At 69.1% G+C, this 16,162-nt stretch carries 8 protein-coding genes and 1 pseudogene; 6 read left to right on the top strand and 3 right to left on the bottom strand.

All coding sequences use genetic code 11. The features are described 5' to 3' along the window. Nucleotides 1-5 precede the first annotated feature (5 nt). Complete coding sequence (locus ACQUSR_RS00275; RefSeq protein WP_431040484.1) at nt 6-7,595, bottom strand: SpvB/TcaC N-terminal domain-containing protein; 7,590 nt, start codon at nt 7,593-7,595, stop codon at nt 6-8. A 332-nt stretch (nt 7,596-7,927) separates the two neighbouring features. Then, nucleotides 7,928-8,488 (bottom strand): DM13 domain-containing protein, encoded by a 561-nt coding sequence (locus tag ACQUSR_RS00270; protein ID WP_431040483.1) that lies wholly within the window; start codon nt 8,486-8,488, stop codon nt 7,928-7,930. 183 nt (nt 8,489-8,671) lie between these two features. Between ACQUSR_RS00270 and ACQUSR_RS00265 the strand changes: the two genes are divergently transcribed. From ACQUSR_RS00265 to ACQUSR_RS00245, 5 genes and pseudogenes are all read left to right on the top strand, one after another. Then, nucleotides 8,672-9,232 carry a hypothetical protein gene (locus tag ACQUSR_RS00265; protein ID WP_431040482.1) on the top strand — a complete coding sequence of 187 codons (561 nt, stop codon included), beginning with the start codon at nt 8,672-8,674 and terminating at the stop codon, nt 9,230-9,232. Nucleotides 9,233-9,956: 724 nt separating this feature from the next. Then, nucleotides 9,957-10,751: an aminotransferase class IV gene (locus tag ACQUSR_RS00260; RefSeq protein ID WP_431040481.1), complete on the top strand. Its 795-nt coding sequence runs from the start codon at nt 9,957-9,959 to the stop codon at nt 10,749-10,751. A gap of 151 nt (nt 10,752-10,902) precedes the next feature. Further along, a pseudogene (locus ACQUSR_RS00255) lies at nt 10,903-11,174 on the top strand (transposase); the annotation flags it as partial. A 127-nt stretch (nt 11,175-11,301) separates the two neighbouring features. Then, nucleotides 11,302-11,892 carry a hypothetical protein gene (locus ACQUSR_RS00250; RefSeq protein WP_431040480.1) on the top strand — a complete coding sequence of 197 codons (591 nt, stop codon included), beginning with the start codon at nt 11,302-11,304 and terminating at the stop codon, nt 11,890-11,892. 810 nt (nt 11,893-12,702) lie between these two features. Next, complete coding sequence (locus tag ACQUSR_RS00245; protein ID WP_431040479.1) at nt 12,703-13,368, top strand: hypothetical protein; 666 nt, start codon at nt 12,703-12,705, stop codon at nt 13,366-13,368. A gap of 719 nt (nt 13,369-14,087) precedes the next feature. On the opposite strand, the gene ACQUSR_RS00240 is transcribed toward ACQUSR_RS00245, so the two are convergent. Then, nucleotides 14,088-14,738, bottom strand: a complete 651-nt coding sequence (locus ACQUSR_RS00240; protein ID WP_431040478.1) for a hypothetical protein — start codon at nt 14,736-14,738, stop codon at nt 14,088-14,090. Nucleotides 14,739-15,021: 283 nt separating this feature from the next. Between ACQUSR_RS00240 and ACQUSR_RS00235 the strand changes: the two genes are divergently transcribed. Further along, on the top strand, nt 15,022-16,119 hold the full coding sequence (locus ACQUSR_RS00235) for a barstar family protein (RefSeq protein ID WP_431040477.1): 1,098 nt from the start codon (nt 15,022-15,024) through the stop codon (nt 16,117-16,119). Nucleotides 16,120-16,162 lie beyond the last annotated feature (43 nt).

Raw genomic sequence — 16,162 nt, 5'->3', positions numbered from 1 at the left:
TACGACTATTTCCAGTACGACTTGACGAATCCGATGCCGGCACCGACGACCGCGCCAACCCCGGCGCCGACCGCGGTGCCCACCCCGGGCACGATGCTGCCGACCACGGCGCCGACCCCTGCCCCCGCCGCTGCGCCGGTCAACGTGGCCGCGGCCACCCCGGCGGTCTCGCTGCCGGTCTTCTCGGTGACGATCTCGCCCACCTTGCCGCTGACGTACGCGGTGCCCTGGATGCCGACCGCGGCGATCGCCCCCGGCGCGCCCGCGAAACCGACGGCCGTCGACACGACGCCGATCCCGGCGTCGACCTGCTCGGCCGTGGTCTTGGCGGTGGCCACCTGGAGGGCGGTGGCGCCCACGGCCAGCGGGGCCGCCACCTTCCCGACCACCTTGAGCACCGGCGCGGCCGCCTGGAGGGCCCGCGCCCCCGTACCCAGCGCCTTGGCCGCGACGCCGGTCTCGGAGGCCACCTGCGCAGTCGTCGCAACGCTCTTGGCGACGGACGCGGTCTCCGTCGCCGCCGCAGTCACCGTCTGCTGTGCGCTCGCGGCAGCCTGCTCGACCTTCGCGATGGTGCCTGCGGCGGTGCTCGCGGTGTTCGCCGCGGCCTGCTCGACGTTTGCCGCCGTGGTCGCGACGTCGTCGATGAAGTCCGCAGCCACCAGAGGACGGGCGTTCAGCGTCTGCAGCTGAGAGCCATAGACGGCGTACTTCTGGGCGATCTGGCCGCCGCCGTACTTGAAGTCGCCGATCGTCTCGGCGACCCCACCGAGCAGGCTCTGCCCCTTCGTCAGCGTCTGACCGGCCTTGGCGACCACCACATCGAGGTTGTGCGCCCCTTTCGGACCGCCCGGTGGGACACCGATGTCAGTGATCGTGCCGCCGATCACACGCACATCGGCGTAGATCCGCTCCGCGCCCTGGACACCCAGGCTCTGCAACTGCCGCAGCACCGAGCCGACACGAGCGTGAGCCGCGGTGCCGGCCGGGCTCGCCGCCCGGCTGCTGAAGTTCAGCGGCGTCCGGTTGATGGCGCCGGGGCTGGTGCTGGCGCCGGCCTCGAAACCCGCCTGAACCCGGAGGAACTCCAGAATGTCACCGATGGTGTGCGCGGGAGGTGTCGGATCCCTGCCGTCCCGGTCGACCAGCGCGACCGGGTTGCCACGGGCGTACTCGTACGGGCTGGCCTGAGGCGTGTCGATCGGGTCGCAACTGGTCCAGCGGCACAGCCACGGGGCGTAGTAGCGGGCGCCGTGGAAATACAGACCGGTCTCGGTGTCGCGTTCCTTGCCGGTGAAGCGGTACCGCTTGGGCGTCTCGGTCTTCGCGCGTACCGCCTGGTAGGCCGTGCCGCCGTAGGGGTAGTACTCCTCGTACGTGAGAACCCGGGCCCGCTCGTCCAGTTCCAGCGTGGCGGACCCGAGATGGTCCGCCAGTTGATACCGGACCTGTCGCTCCGGACCGGCATCCGTGCCGCGGGTCCGCCGCTCCAGCAATGCGACGCGCCGCGCGTCGTCCATCGCGTGCACCGTCTGGCGTTCCAGGGTCACCGCGCCGTCCGCGCCGTACTCCCGGTAGACCTCGAACGGGCCGATGTAGCGGCGTTCGCGGCTTCTCCTCGCGGTGTCGCCCTCGCCGCAGGACGAGTCGGTGACCTTGCGGACGCGTTGCCCGGTGGCGTCGTAGGAGTAGTACGTCGTCTGCGGGGTTCCGGCACCGCGGACCTGCCGGGCGGTGGCCTCCAACTGGTCCTCGGGATCCCAGCGCAGCGTCGGCAGGCCGGGCATCGCGGTGGTGTTTCCCCTGGCGTCGTACGCGAAGTCGCCGTCGCCCACACCGCTCAGCCGGTTGCCGGTTACGTCTGGTTCCAGCGCACTGGGCTCGGCGTACCGGAACCGCTGGGTCCAGCCGGGAGCGGTGGATCCGCGGTGTTCCAGAGCCAGCATGTTGCCCACCGCGTCGTAGACATACCGCTGCAGGTAACGCCCCATCGCGGCACCGTCGCCGGGGTGGGCGAGTCCCACCCTGGGCGCGTCGCCGGTGTCACCGGGATCGGCCTGGCCGAGGTGTTCCCGGCCCGTCGCCTCGATGAGCCGGTACACCGCGTCGTAGGTGTAGTCCGCGCCGGGTTCGACAACCCGGTTGCGGAAGAACGTCTTCTGCTGCGCGGTGTCCCGGATCGAGACGATGTTGCCGACCGGGTCGTGGCAGTAGGTCAGGCGCTGCACCGTCCCGCGCTCGTGGCGGGAACGCGGCCGCTCGCGGCGGGACCGCAGCGCGGTGAGGCGGAAGGTCAGCGAGTCGTAGCTATAGCGGGTCCGCGCGCCGTTGCCGTAGTCGATCCGGGTGCGCTGCCCGCGGGCGTTGTACTCCACCGCTGCGACCAGCACGGTGTCACTGCCGTTGGCCGTGGCCACAAGACGCTCCAGCAGGTTCGCCTCGTTGTAGTACGGCCGGACCACGGTACCGTCCGGGCTGGTGATGCTGATGGGACGGTCCAGCGCATCGAAACGGGTGCGGCCGGTGTAGACCTCCTCTTCGAGGGCGACCTCCTCCCGCCAGTCGGGCGCGCGCCGGTACTCCACCGGGAACCGGCGCGTCGCCTCCAGGAGGTTGCCGCGGAAGTCGTAGGCCTCATGGGTGCTGACACCGGACCCGTCGTACCGCCGGAACACCCTCGTCCGCAGGTTGCGGGCCGGATCCTCGCCGTATTCGGTCCTCTGGTGCAGAACCTCATCCGTCAGGCTCGGGCCACTGACGTAGGCGCGAACCGGGCGGTGGCCGGCGTCGTACTCGGTGCGGAACCGGAAACCCCTGCTGTTCCAGGTACAGCGCGGATTGCCGAGCACGTCCGGCAGCAGCGTCCCGGTGCCGGAGTCGATGCCGCTCCGGATCACCTGCATGCCGACCATCGAGTAGTGATGGCGGATCGTGACGCGGTCCAGGGGATCGCGCACCTCGCGGACGTTGCCCTCGACATCCGTGGTCGTGCGGGTCACCAGAGACTCCTCGACGAGCGTTCCGTCCTTGGCGTACCGGTTGTGCGTCACAGTGCGGAACGGGCGGGCGAGAGAGTCGAGATAGATGTGCGTGGGGGTGTCCGCGTGCATCGCGGCCTTCTCGGCGGCGCGCCGCTGCTCGGGGCCCAGAGCGCCGTCGGCCCTCGCGGCGTGCCATGTGGTCCACCCTGGCTGCGGGGCCAGCAGTCGCCGGACCTGGTCGCCGATGTCCGGATCCTGCCGGGGATCGATCAGCACGGTGTCGTTGCCATCCCACACCCGCTGCCGCCACGGGTCGAACACCGTCTTCGCATACGTGGCGTCGGGATGCAGGGTGCCGATCACCCGCTCCAACGGGTCGTAGAGGAGCACCGTGCTCACCCCGGCCGTCACCGCGGACTCGAAGGAGTGGGTTGCGGTGAAGAACGGTTCGAAGGTACGAACCGGGTTGCCCTTGTTGTTGAAGATCGTCCATCCGGTGCCGGCCCAGCGGGTGTCGACGGCCGGGCCCCCCTCGGTCAGCGGCCCGGGTTCGGCTTGGACCTTGGACTGGACCTCGCGTCCGAAACCGTCGCCGTAAGCAAAGGTATGCGTGATCCTGCTCTGCTCACCGGGGGCGAGGTCGGACTGGTGGGTGTGCCGGGCGAGGGTCGCGACCACGGCGGGTTCCCCGCGCAGCCGGAACGCCGACTCGTGGTAGCAGAACCTGGTCCCCGCCGACCCGAGCAACTCGTGTCCGGACCCCAGCGGGTCGGCGAGGTATCGGGCCACCAGCGCGGCTGGCGGGTCGGGGTCGAAGCCGTCCAGCGAGTCTCCGAGGGATTCCTCGCGCTTGCCCATTGTCGCGGTCCCGGCGACTCTGGCGTGCACGTCGTAGGCCACCTGGACCCGGTTGCGGTTGGGGTCGGTGACGACAGCAGGCCGCAGCACGCGGTAGTCGTTGCCGTGGGACAGCGTCCGGTCATCGGAGTCGCGTTCACCCACGGTGTAGCGGTTGCCGAGCTGGTCGGTGCTCTCGACGAGGAGCAGGTCGTAGTCGTCGTAGGACACCGTCGAGGTCTCACCGAGCGGATCGGTGAACCGGCGGGGCAGGAAGAAGTGGTGTTCGGCGTATTCCAGTTCGCCTGTACCCGGCGGGGCGTACGCGGTCCGTGCCGAGGGAATCCACCATCCGCCCTCGTGCCACAGGTATCCGGCCGTCCGCAGCATCGCTTCGTCGACCCGGTCCCCGTACAGCGCGGTGACCAGGCCATCGGGAAAGGCGAGCCGGTACTCCTGGTAGGGCAGGGCACGGGACTGGAGTGTGCCGATGGGCAGCGGCTCTGAGAGATCGTCGCTCCGGTACAGGGTGCGTACGTGCTCGGTGAGCCGGAGTGCCGGTTTCGGTGGCCGCGCGTCCCACTCCTGGTAGGGGATCGTCTGATCGACGCCGGTCAGCGCGCGGGTCAGCTCCGCGTGGGTGAACCGGTCCTCGGCGGGGTGGAGCCCCAGTACCTCGAAGGCGCGTGTCCGGCAGGGCAGGGGAGCCCGGTGGCTGTCGGGTTCCTCGACGGCGTTGGTGTAGTCGTGGTCGGTGAGCACCATGTGCGTGCGCTGCTGCGGCCCCGCGTCCCGCTCATCGAGATCGGGTGAGGGGCGGGTACGGCCGTAGCCGACGGTCACCGACCGCAGCACATTGCCGTATGCGTCGACGGCGAGGGTCAGCTCATGGCCGATCCGCGGGTCCAAGGTGCGCTCATAGTGCCCGGTCAGGGTTTCCCTGGGGTGCACGTCGAACACCGCATGCGGCACGCCGGCCGAGTCGGCGCGGTCGGCGGCCGGTTGGAGCATCCGGATCAGATGGTTGTGCTCGGTAACGCGGTAGGGGCGCCTTTCGGTATCACTGCCATCGAGCGCGTACACCTCGGTGCGGAGCACCGATCCCTTCAGGGAGCGACATGCCTGCCGGACCTCGTCGGCGGTCAGGCCGTCCGGCAGCACCGTGTCGGGCAGCAACAGGTCATCGCTGTGGTATTCGTGTTCGAACTGCCGCGAGATCCGCTGTCCGGGGAGAAACGCACCCGTGTGGAACCAGGTCCGGGTGAGGGTGGGCGGCCGGTATGTGGCCTCATCCACATTGTCGGCCTCGGTCAACGCCTCCAACGCCTCGGTATCGGTCTGCTCGACCATGCCGAAACCCCGGAACTCACGCTCCGGCCCGTCGAAATAGCCATGGTGGTAGGCGTACCGGCTGACGAATCGGTGACGACCGATCGCGTCCACCGTCTCCACGCGCTCGACCACGTGCACGACGAACGGCAACCGGGTCAGCCAGGGGCGCCCGGCGGCGGCGTCCTCGGCGTAGAAGCGGGTCGAGGGGGCGTAGCGGATATGCGTTTCGGCGCCCAGGTTGTTGCGCACCCCGGTCAGCAGATGGGGTTTGCCGCCGCGCATCAGATCCAGGTAGCGCAGCTGCCGGCCCGATTCGGCGGGCAGCGGCGAGGACCACACCAGGCAGCCGGTGCCGGACCCGAGCAGGTCGATCACGGCGACCCTGGACACGTTCTCGATCCGGGGAAAGGCCACGGGCAGGGCGTGCGGAGCGCTCCACGCGTTACCCGACCGGTTCAGGTGGAGCCGGACCCCGTCGCGGTGCAGGTAGATCAGATCCGCCGGACCGGAACCATCGACATCGGCCAGCCGGATCCTGGCCGGGTCGAACTGGTCCGGATTGTCGAACCGGGGAGCTCCGTCCATGGTGACCTTGGCGCCGAACCGGCCGTGGCCCAGGTTCGGCCAGTAGCAGATCTCGCCGTTGCGGATCCGGACCAGGTCGGCGAGCCCGTCGCCGGACAGGTCCGCCAGGTGGATCGACGAGGTGCGGTCGGCGAAGACCAGTCGTGGCCCGGATTCCTCGTCCTGTGATGGCCAGGTCCGGCGGCCGGTGTCGAATCCCTCCTCGCCCAGCGATCGATACCAGGTCCAGCCCGGCTCGCCGGTGACGAGTACATCGGCGCGGCCGTCGCCGCTGAGGTCCACGAAACGCAGGTTCGGGTCGTCCCAGGCCAGGTTCGGCCGGGACCGGAACGGCCGGAACACCTCCCAGTCCTGGTCGGACCGCTCGGTGAACCCCGGTGTGGTGCCACCGAAATCCACCACGGCCGGGCGGCCGTCGCCGTCCAGGTCCAGCAGTTCGGTCCGGCCGCCGGCCGGGCGGCTGCGCACCACGCGCATCGGGCCGAGGTGGCCACCGCCGAGGTTGGGCTTGTAGAACCAGGACCCGGCCTGCTCGGTGAGTAACCCGGCCAGCCCGTCGCCCTCCAGGTCCGTCCACCGGTAGGCCGATTCGTCCGCACCGGTCGGCGCGTTCTCCAGGTCAGCGGCGTCGAGCGTGCGTACCTCGGTGTCGATCTCGGCCTTGGAATAGGAGAATTCCAGTGGCGGCAACGACCTGGTGAGGTAACCACCGGGAGCCCGTCGCCGCCAGCCGCTGTGTGACACCGACTCCAGAAACGCGCCCGCCACCCCGCCCCGCTCGGCGTCGCCGCGATAAGCCAGCTCGGTGGAGCGCACCAGGCAGTCACGACCGACATCGGGTTCGTCCGGGAAATGATGGAACATCAGCACCCGGCGGCAGAGCCGGTAGCCACGAATCTCGAATCCGGCCCGGTAGGAAGAGAACGGGTCCAGCCGACAGGTCCACGGCCGGACCTCAGCCGCACTCTCATCGTGTTCGCCATAGTCGAACACGATCTCGAACATGTAGTCCGAATCGTCGGAGACCAGCCGGGAAACCGTGTTTCCGTAGTGGATTCGCTTGAGATACCGGTTCGCGGCGCGACCAGCCGCGGTGCGGTTGCGTTCGCAGGAGGCATTGAGGTCGACGCCGCTGCCGTCCTCGGCCTTGTACTCGTAGCGGACCGCGTTGCCGACATCGTCATGGCTTTCACAGATCAGCCAACTGAAAACCCGGCGCGCGTCGGCCGGGTCGGCGATGCGGCTGGTGGCATCACGTCCATAGACGGTGGTGACATTGTCCCGGCTGATCGAGCGCCAATGGACTTCGCCGGACCGTACGTCAGTCCACCGCTCGATGCGCGCATAGAGGCCTTCCACGCGCGGCCGATACCGGCACACCGCATAGTCCGAGCCGTCCACCCTGCACGACCGGCGATCCCGAATCCAGTCTCCGTCGCTGTCCACCAGGACGGGAACAAGGTCCTCCGCGCCGGACAGGATGAAGGTGTCTCCGACGTCCTTGTCGTCGTCGGCATAGCCCGGGATGCCCTTGTCAGTCTTGCGAGTGATCGCCGGCAGCCCGATCCCCCAGCCGATTCCGAACGGGCCGTTGCCGGCGCCGGAGTCGTAACCGAGCGTCAGAGACGGGCCGAACCCAGATCGTCCGGGACTGATCGCGAGGGGAACCGAGAGCCCGCCGGTGCCGGTGACCAGGTTCGCGGTGAACTTCTCCCCGATCCCCCGGATGGCGCCGCCACCCTTCGGCAACGAGATCACCGGCGCGTTGGGAGCGGCCGGGGCGGTGTCGCCCGAGGGCCGCGGAGGCGCGGTCGCACCCGTGACGGGCGCGGAATCGGTCGATCCAACCCCACTGGGCACGTCCGCCTCCCTGCGTGACTCGGTGTACCGGGCACCGGGCACCGGGCCCGCGGGACTCGGGCACACGACCGACGGACAGGTCGGATCGCCAGCACCAGCGCAATGCCGTCAGCGATGCGCTGTGCCACCTCCGCGGACGCGCCCGAGGTGGCACCAGACTAGGGTTTCGTGATCGCCGCTAGATACACCTTTAGTCATCAATGCCTGAAAGGGCAGATCTTCCATCCGTTCGGCCGGATTTGGCTGGACCGGCTTGACGCCCCGCGCCGGCGATCGGGATCACGCAGCCCCAGTGGTGGGTCGGTTGGTTGACGGAAGCGGGGCCCAACTGGTCAGGTGCGGGTGAGTTTGGCTGCTCCGAAGGAGACGTTGAAGCGGTCGCACCAGATGCTGACGCTGGTGTACTCGTCCAGGGCGAGGCGGCGGGGGAGGGGGTTCTGGTCTCCCTTGTTGCCCTTGAGCTGGCCCAGGCTGATGTGGTTGCCGTCGTCGAAGACGTGCCAACCGGCCTTGCCCTCCTTGACCGCGGCGTCGGTCAGCCAGACCCGCAGGTCGGGGCCGTTGCTGGTGTCGAGCCCCTCCAGGCGCAGCACGCGCTCCCCGTCGGGCAGACGCAGAATCCGCACCGAGCCGGAGGTCTCGTGCTCGTGGCTGATCAGCTTGCCGGAGGACAGTGTCTGCAGTGCTGCCGGAGAGGACGGCTTCGCCGGCCCCTTCGACGGGGAGTCGGGGGACGGCGGTGCCACGGCCGACGGAAGGTCTTCGCGCACCGTCTTGTCCACCCACAGGGTCCACGGCTCGAACCACGCCAGTCCCGCACCCACGAGGGCCAGCCCCGCGACCAGCGACCCGATGAACACCGGCCTGCGCCGCCTTCGCTCACCGCGCTCCATATGCCACCGCCCCGATTCTCTTCCGTGAACGACTCTTTGATTGCCTATTCAACGGCATGCGCGACTCCTCCGTTCCCGTGAGTCTGATGACGAAATGCTTACGGTCGCGCGATGAACGGCACACGCTCCGGGACGGCAGGGCGAGGGCGGCACGTCAGGGGCATGTCGACTCGCAGGGGAGCCGTGACCAGCTTCCACGACCTAAGGCACACCTACGCCCTGCGGCTTTTGGACTTCCTGATGCGGCTGGCGGTGGCGCGTGAGGCTGTTAACCGGGGCGGGGCGTCGGTGGCCGATCACATCGCGTTCAATCCGCTGCTGATCGTCAGCCGCAGTTTGAGCCATCCCAACCCGGCCACCACCTACGAGTACCTGCGCCATCTGGAAGAGCTGATGCACTCGTCGATGCCGCGTTCGCCGAGTAGCACCTCCTCACGCGTGGTGTGCATCCCGTTGGACGACCCGGCGGGCCACGCGACGGTGACCGAACTCAGCCCCCACCCGTGGGACGCCAAGCTCCTGGACGACCTCACCTCCTTCGACGGCGATCTGGTCGTCGCCTCCTTCCGCGCCGGTCAGCTCATCCGGGTGGACCCGGCCACCGGCCGCTCCTGCGTCCTGGTCACCGGCCTGCACATGCCGTGCAGCGTCCGGGTACACCGCGGTTTCGGCGACCACGACCCGCGGCGCGAACTGTTCATGACCGAGGCCTCCGGCCGCATCGTCAAGGTGACCGTCGGCTGACCCCGCCACCGCGGGAGCGCGGCGACCGTCCGCCGTCGCCGGGCCCGGGCCCGGCGGTGTGGAACGGGTCAGCCGTGCTTGCGGAAGATCCCCCTCCTGCATTACGGAGACCAGCAGTCGGCCTTCCAAGCCGAAGATCCGGACCTGGGCCAGACCGCGGGCGTCGGCGGCGATGACGCGCTGGCCGTCTGCCTGTGACCGCAATCAGCCGCCGAGCGGGTCGCCGGCCATGCCCCGGTATCGCATGCGTTGGACGGCTACTCGGCTATTGGTCATCAGCCGTTGGCCAGGGCCCAGCCCGGTCGATCGAGCTGGCTCAGGTACGGGTGGCGATGCGTTCGGCGAGTTCGGTGGCGGCTGGTTGTCGGGGATGCGCGGGAGGCGGGGTGGAGGTGTTGGTGGGGCCGTTGTTGTTGCGGACAGACAGGGTGGATGGGTGTCGGCGTAGTTGAGAATGCCGTTCCAGGGTGGCTGGCGCTTGAGGTGTGGCTGGTCACGGGTTTCCCCGGAGTGTCCGTGCGAGGACGGATCGGTGCGTGGGTTTTGCTTGGGCGTGGCGCCTGCGGCCCTCGTCGGTGAGGACGACGAAGATGCCGCGGCGGTCGAGATCGCACATGACGCGCTGCACCAAGCCCGTCACGGCAACCGCCGTGATGTGACTGGTGCCGACCTCATCGGTCGCTGGCGGCGACCACGATGGCCGGGCCGGGTTAGGGTGACCGGCATGGATGATCTTGAGCTGCCGTATCTCCAGGTGGACGGGCGTACCATCGCGTCCGATCCGCTGCCCACGGTGCTGATGGGCGGCTACGGACATATGACTGCCATGCAGGTCAGGAACAGCAGCGTGCAGGGACTGGGACTCCACCTGACCCGGCTCAAGGACGCCACCCGGGAGTTGTTCGGACAGGAGCTCGACGGCGGGCTCATGGTCGGCCGCATACGGCAGGCCCTGGATGAGGCGGGTGTACGGGATGCGTCGGTGCGCGTCTATGTGTATGCGCCGCCGGACGGTGACAGCCCGGTGACGATGGTCGTGGTACGGCCCCCAGCGCCCGGGCCGAAGAGCCCGCAGCGTCTGCGGAGCGTCCCGTACATCCGTCCCTTTGCCCATCTCAAGCATGTGGGAGTGTTCGGACAGGCACACCACCTGCGGCGGGTGCAGGCCGACGGCTTCGACGAGGCGCTGCTGGTGGGGGCCGACGGCATGGTCGCCGAGGGAGCAATCACCAATGTGGGCTTCGTGGAGGGCGACGCGGTGGTCTGGCCCGAGGGGCCCTCGCTGGACGGCATCACGATGCTGCTGCTGCGACGGGAGCTGGAGCAGGCGGGGGTGACCTGGCGGCAACAACCGGTGCGCCTCGACGACGTGGCCCGCTTCGACGCCGCCTTCGTCTCCAACTCCATCGGGATCGCGCCGATCGCGCGCATCGACGACATCAGCTTCCCGCACGACGGAGACCTCGTCCGTGTGCTGCCGAAGCTGTACGGGCAGGTGCCGTGGGACTTGCTCGCCTGATGCGGCGACTCCCCATTCATTCACACGGTCAACACACCCTGAAGTGAGGTGAGTTGGAAGAAGGTGACAACCGTGCTCCGTCGGCTGATCGTTTCAGAGTGAGTCCGGCGGGGCGGTTGGAAGCTGAGGGTACTGGGGCAGAGTCTGCCGCATGGCTGACGATCTCGTACCCGATGACCTGTGGGGGCGGATAGCGCCGCTGCTCCAGGCCCGGCCGCCGCGGCGGCACCGGTTCCCCGGCCGCAGCCGGTGGACGACCGGGTGGCGCTGGCCGGCATCGTGTACGTCCTGCGCACGGGCGCGGCCTGGCGGGATGTCCCAGCCGAGCGGATGAGCTTCAGCGGGGTGACCAGCTGGCGGCGGCTACGGGACTGGACCGAGACCGGGGTGTGGCCCCGCCTGCACCAAGCCCTCCTCATCGAGTGGTTCTGGCTCAACTTCTGTGATGCGGGCACGCTGAGTCATCGGTTGGGATGACACTTCGGACCGGCTGGAGGTCGCGTGGGGGTGGGGCGTCGATGTCGTCACAGGGCCTGGATACCGTTCTGCCATGACAGACAAGGACCCGATCGCCGATCACGTCGCCGCCTGCCCCGTCACACCCCTCTTGGTGGAACAGATCGTCGGCCTGGCGGAACTGCCGTGGGACGACCGAACGGTCCCCGAGGCGGCATTGCAGCGTCTGGGCTGGTGCGAAGGCGACGACTTGCCGTTGGAAGACACTCTCGTCACCGCCGAAGGCCATCTCGCCTACCTCGGGGACCACCTCGCCCTGTCGTTTGCCCACTTCTACTGGGTTGGCGGCGAGGACTGGGCTGAGGACTTCTGGGGCACGTTGCCCGGCTGGTCCAGCCACGAGAACGCCGGACGCGAGGTGTTCGACGCGCAGATCGACGCCGCTATCACCGGATTCACTCAGCGGCTCGGTCCCCCAGAACGCGACCTCAGGTCCGAAGGCGGCACCCTGGCCATGGGACCCGGCGACTGGCGGCACGCCGCCTGGCGCCGCGGGAGCAACCTTCTCGTCATCGGCCCACGCCACGAAGGGCTCTCCTACTTCCAGTTCGAGGAGGCCGTGGTCTACATCGGATCGGTCGAGACGACCGATCCACTGCCTGCCCTCCACGACTTCATCGCCTGACCACCTGGCGACACCTCTCCTCGGCCCGAACCTGTGATGCGGCCACTTTGAGTGATGTCCTGAGTCTTCGCTCGGTCGCACTCCTGGGCCGCCCCTAGGTTCCCTGGTCTGTCGTCTCGCGCAGGTTCGCCTGGATGTGAGCCAGGGCTTCCACGGCCGGCAGATGCGTCAGGCCCTCCGTGAGGGGTAGATGCGAGGGGCAGAACCACGCGCAGTGCTCCGGGTGACCAGCCCAGTCATCCGGATACGTCCTTGTGGGCCGGAAGCTCACGAGGGTGAAGTCTTCGTATTCAAAGCCTGAATGCTGGTACGGAACACGGCATATGACGCAGAACGGCGGCATCATCGGACGCTCTCATTCTCTGACGGGTCGACATCTGATTGTCGCTCACAGTAACCGACCACAAAAGTTGAGCCAGAGCCGTCTCTCGTGAACAGAGCCAGACCGAGCACAGCGCCGCCCGCGGTTCTACTGCGGGGGGCACGGGTGTCAGCCCCCGGTTCTACGGCTTCGGGCAGGTGCCGTAGCGAGGTGGTCGTCGAGCGCGACCTGCAGCCGCTGTCGACCTCGGGGCGCCGGCTGCTGACCGCCGCCTCGGGCCTTGCCGCGCGCCCCCCGCGCCCACGGTGCCGCTCCGTGCGGCAAGCGCGCTCAGCCGCGGTGGCAATCCCGGAGGCCGTGAAGGGTGCGGTTGACGAGCAGCGAGTCGGCCACCAGTTGCGGGTGCGGGCAGGTGAGTATCGGTACCTACGTCTGGTGAGTGGCTGCGCGGATCCGGGCGGAGCCGCGTCCTCCGTATTGTCCGGTGCATGAGTGGAAGTGAGAAGCCCGCGATATCGGGATTGAAGGCGGCAGGCATCGGCTGTGCGGCCTTGGTGCTGCTGCCGGTGCTGTTCATCCTGGGGCTGATCATCACCTACTCGGTCCAGCGCGCGACCCCCGAGGACTACCCCGAGGTGAAGCCTGAAGCCATGGCTCGTCGCCTCGGGGGCTACTCCCAGGACGCGTACGCCACCCTCGGCATCGACCGCGTCCTGGACCCTGCCGGAGAGGGCATGCGCGAGGACGACGAGAACAGCCTGAGCAACGATTACTGCTACCCCACGGGCCTGGAGAGCATGGCCGATGAGCCCGAAGAGGGCGCCTACAAAATGCGACACTCCTGGGCGCTTCAGGACGTGGCCAAGGACCAGGGGCTGGCAGCACTACGACGGCTGCACGCCCACCTGAAGGACTCCGAGTGGCGCGTCACGGAGTACGGCCGCGACGACGAGTTCCAGGAATGGAGGGTGAGCGCCGAGCGGGACGGTGGCTACCACGTCTACGTCTCCTGGTCGCCGAGAGACCAGCGGCTGGACGGCGGCGCCAGCGCGCCATGCGCGTACGACCCCGACTGGCCCGAGGCGGGGTCGTCCTCCGACCTGCCCGGCAAGGGGACGTCGTCCCCGCCTCTCACCCCGAACACGGCGGCGTAGACACAGCTCGGCCGCCCCCGGGAGCACGCTCGCGGAGCCGGAGGAGTAGTGGAGACCTGGGAGCGTCGAGCAAGCAGCGGCACCAGGGTCACGCGGATCCTCCACCGATGGTTGAAGAGGACTACCGGACCGCCAGCCCCGTGACTCAGGGACGGATAGCCATTCGGCACAGCCGGAGACGCGCGGTACAGGCCGCTGGCCTAGCCTCGACAGCGCGGCTTCCGCTGACAGGACTGGAAGCCGCCCCTCTGCCGGGCCTCAACCTCGAGAGAGGCCCGGCACACAGGGGTGAAGAAGACCGGCACACGGTGAGCCTCGTTCAAGCCCACGCGCCGCAGCTCCACGCGGAGGAACTCCGCGGAGCCAGCCGCCTCGCCTCGGCGGGAGCTCTTCACATGGGGACCGTGGCGCGGCTGGAGCCGACTGCCCGTGCGCTGCCGTTCGCTGGCCGTGCGTTCGCGCCGTCGCATGGGGGTGGGCCCCACCGACGGGGGAGCAGCGGGGCCCCGGTGCAGTCTGACATGGGGATCACCACGGGCGCTGCTCGAATCGGGGGCATGACTGTCTATCCATCGATGAGCCCAGCGGTTACGTCAGCGATCCCACAGCGGACACTCGGCTGTACGTGGTCTTGCCAGGCGGAGAGGGCCCCGGCAGGCGAGCCGCCCAACCATGCCGTGGATGGCGAACTACCCGGCAGCACTCGCCTGGTGCCCGGCTCAGCCCCAGGTCTCGCCGCTGATCAGGGCGGGGCCGAAGTGACGGGCGGCGACGGAGGTGATCGCCGGCACGGCTCCTTCTTCCGCCGCGTGTTTGAAGGTGTGGACGATGCAGGTGCGTACCGGGTGGACCGGCCCGCTGGGGTCCCGGGTGTCGTTGGTGGCGAGGGGCCGGATTTGCGGGTGGGCCAGGGCGAAGCAGACCAGCGTGGTGCGGGGGTCCTCGAACTGGAAGTGGTCGACGATGGCCCGGTTGCTGAAGTCGAGGCAGTCGAAGACGACGGCGACGTCCTCGTCCCCGTACGGCGCCTGCTGCAGGGCAGGCAGCGCGTCGAGGATCGCGTCGCCGCGAGCGAGCAGCCGGGCCTGCTCATGCGAATCGCCCCACGGTGGCGGGTCGTTGTGCTGGAACTCTTCAGGGACCTCATCCGAGCGCAGCAGCATGCCCACAGCCGGGCGGTCCCATCGGGCCTGCCCGCTGACGCTGCCCCAGTTCAGGCACGCGTTGACGCAGAGTTCGCCCGCGATCAGCGCCCAGGGCGTACGGACGACACGCTCGCGCGCCAGGTCGACCACAAGGCGGCCGAATGCCTCCCGAGGCAGCAGACTGGGCTTCTCGGGCGCTATGAACGCGTCGGTCCAGATTCCCATGCGACCGGTTGTAACAGAGCGAATCCGCGCGGAGCCAACGAAAATCTGCGCCCCGGGGAACGGGCATAGCCCCTGGAACAGTCGGGTGCGGCGGCCACGAATCGTCCCAGCGCCAAGCCGCTCCGCGTTGCCGCATGCGCGAACGACCCCTGCCAGGCTCTGGCATCGAGAGCACCCGGGCACGCGTGAGCCAAACTGCCCGGTGCCCGATGTCCGTGCCGATGCTGCGCCGTCGCACGTGGTGATTGTCCAGGTCCTTCCGTCGCGGCCGCCTGGTCCGGGCATGATTCCCACTGTGCATGACGACAGGGACCATCGCGGGCAGGGGCGGTACACGCTGACCGAGACGGAGCACTGCCACGTCTGGGGCGTGTGCGCCGAAGTAGAAGGGCTGTTCCGGGAGCCCGGACGCGGGACGTACGAACTGTTCGGCTGGGCTCCGGAAGGGGCCGAGGTGCGCGACTGGGTCGGCAGCCGGGTGTGGCTGGTGCCGGAGGACGAGGCGCTCGGGCCCTGGCTTCTGGAAGACGCGGAGAGTCTCGGGCAGCACCCTGGGACGGACGGTCTCGTGCTCACCGGCCTGGACGACTACGAAGGTCCACCCGAGGGCCATCGGGGTTTCGTCCGACTGCACGACGAGCACCGGTGGCTGGGCTCCTGCCGGGAATTCGCCCGCATCCTGCCGCCCGAGCAGGTCGCGCCCCCGCTCATCGCGCGGGGGCTCGCCCCCAGTGATCAGCTGCGACGGGCACTGATGAGGGGCACCCGGCGGGCGCTGGACTTGGAGGAGGCCGCCCTGGAGATACGGGACGACCGGGGCGAGCCGCTCGCCGAACGGCTGCTGTGGACGACCGTCAGCGCCTGGCGCCCCTCCGCCCTCGGGGCGGATCTGATTGACCTGGAGCTGGACGGCAGACTCTTCACGCCCGTCCCGGAATACGCGCGGCCCATCTGGGAGCGGTGGCTTGTCGGGCCGCCGGACACCCCGGGTGCCTGGGCCGGCCTCGACACCCGGCAGCGCGGGGCCTGGCTCGATCTCGTCCGGGAGCGGGCATGCCGGTGCGCGCGCCAGGACAGGCCGGCCGGCCACGCCTACGAGATCGACGGCCGCCACATCACCGACGTCCCGGGCCTCTACCTGGCGCTCGGCGAAGCGGTGAACGGGCCGGGCGGCTACTTCGGCGGCTGCCTGGCCGCTCTCGACGACTGCCTGCGCGGCACCTTCGGCTACACCGCCCCCGCAATCCTGCTCTGGCGGGACGCCGCCACCGCGCGCGAGCACCTGTCCCACGCCCTGACGCCGGACGGCCAGCCGTACGACCTGCTCGCTGAGGCCCTCGACGCCCTGGCCAAGGGCGGGATGCACCTCACCCTGGCGTGACCTGCGATCCGCTCGCCTGTGATGCGACTGCTGGTCGGGATAG

Source organism: Streptomyces sp. P1-3 (genome assembly GCF_050613155.1).
Lineage (GTDB): Bacteria > Actinomycetota > Actinomycetes > Streptomycetales > Streptomycetaceae > Streptomyces.
Note: the sequence above shows the minus strand (reverse complement) of the source record. Positions and strands in the feature narration are given on the sequence as shown.

Coding starts and splice junctions, on each gene's coding strand:
- ACQUSR_RS00250 (WP_431040480.1), top strand. CDS start 11,302: ATGACAGACAAGGACCCGATCGCCGATCACGTCGCCGCCTGCCCCGTC.
- ACQUSR_RS00270 (WP_431040483.1), bottom strand. CDS start 8,488: ATGGAGCGCGGTGAGCGAAGGCGGCGCAGGCCGGTGTTCATCGGGTCG.
- ACQUSR_RS00240 (WP_431040478.1), bottom strand. CDS start 14,738: ATGGGAATCTGGACCGACGCGTTCATAGCGCCCGAGAAGCCCAGTCTG.
- ACQUSR_RS00245 (WP_431040479.1), top strand. CDS start 12,703: ATGAGTGGAAGTGAGAAGCCCGCGATATCGGGATTGAAGGCGGCAGGC.
- ACQUSR_RS00235 (WP_431040477.1), top strand. CDS start 15,022: ATGATTCCCACTGTGCATGACGACAGGGACCATCGCGGGCAGGGGCGG.
- ACQUSR_RS00260 (WP_431040481.1), top strand. CDS start 9,957: ATGGATGATCTTGAGCTGCCGTATCTCCAGGTGGACGGGCGTACCATC.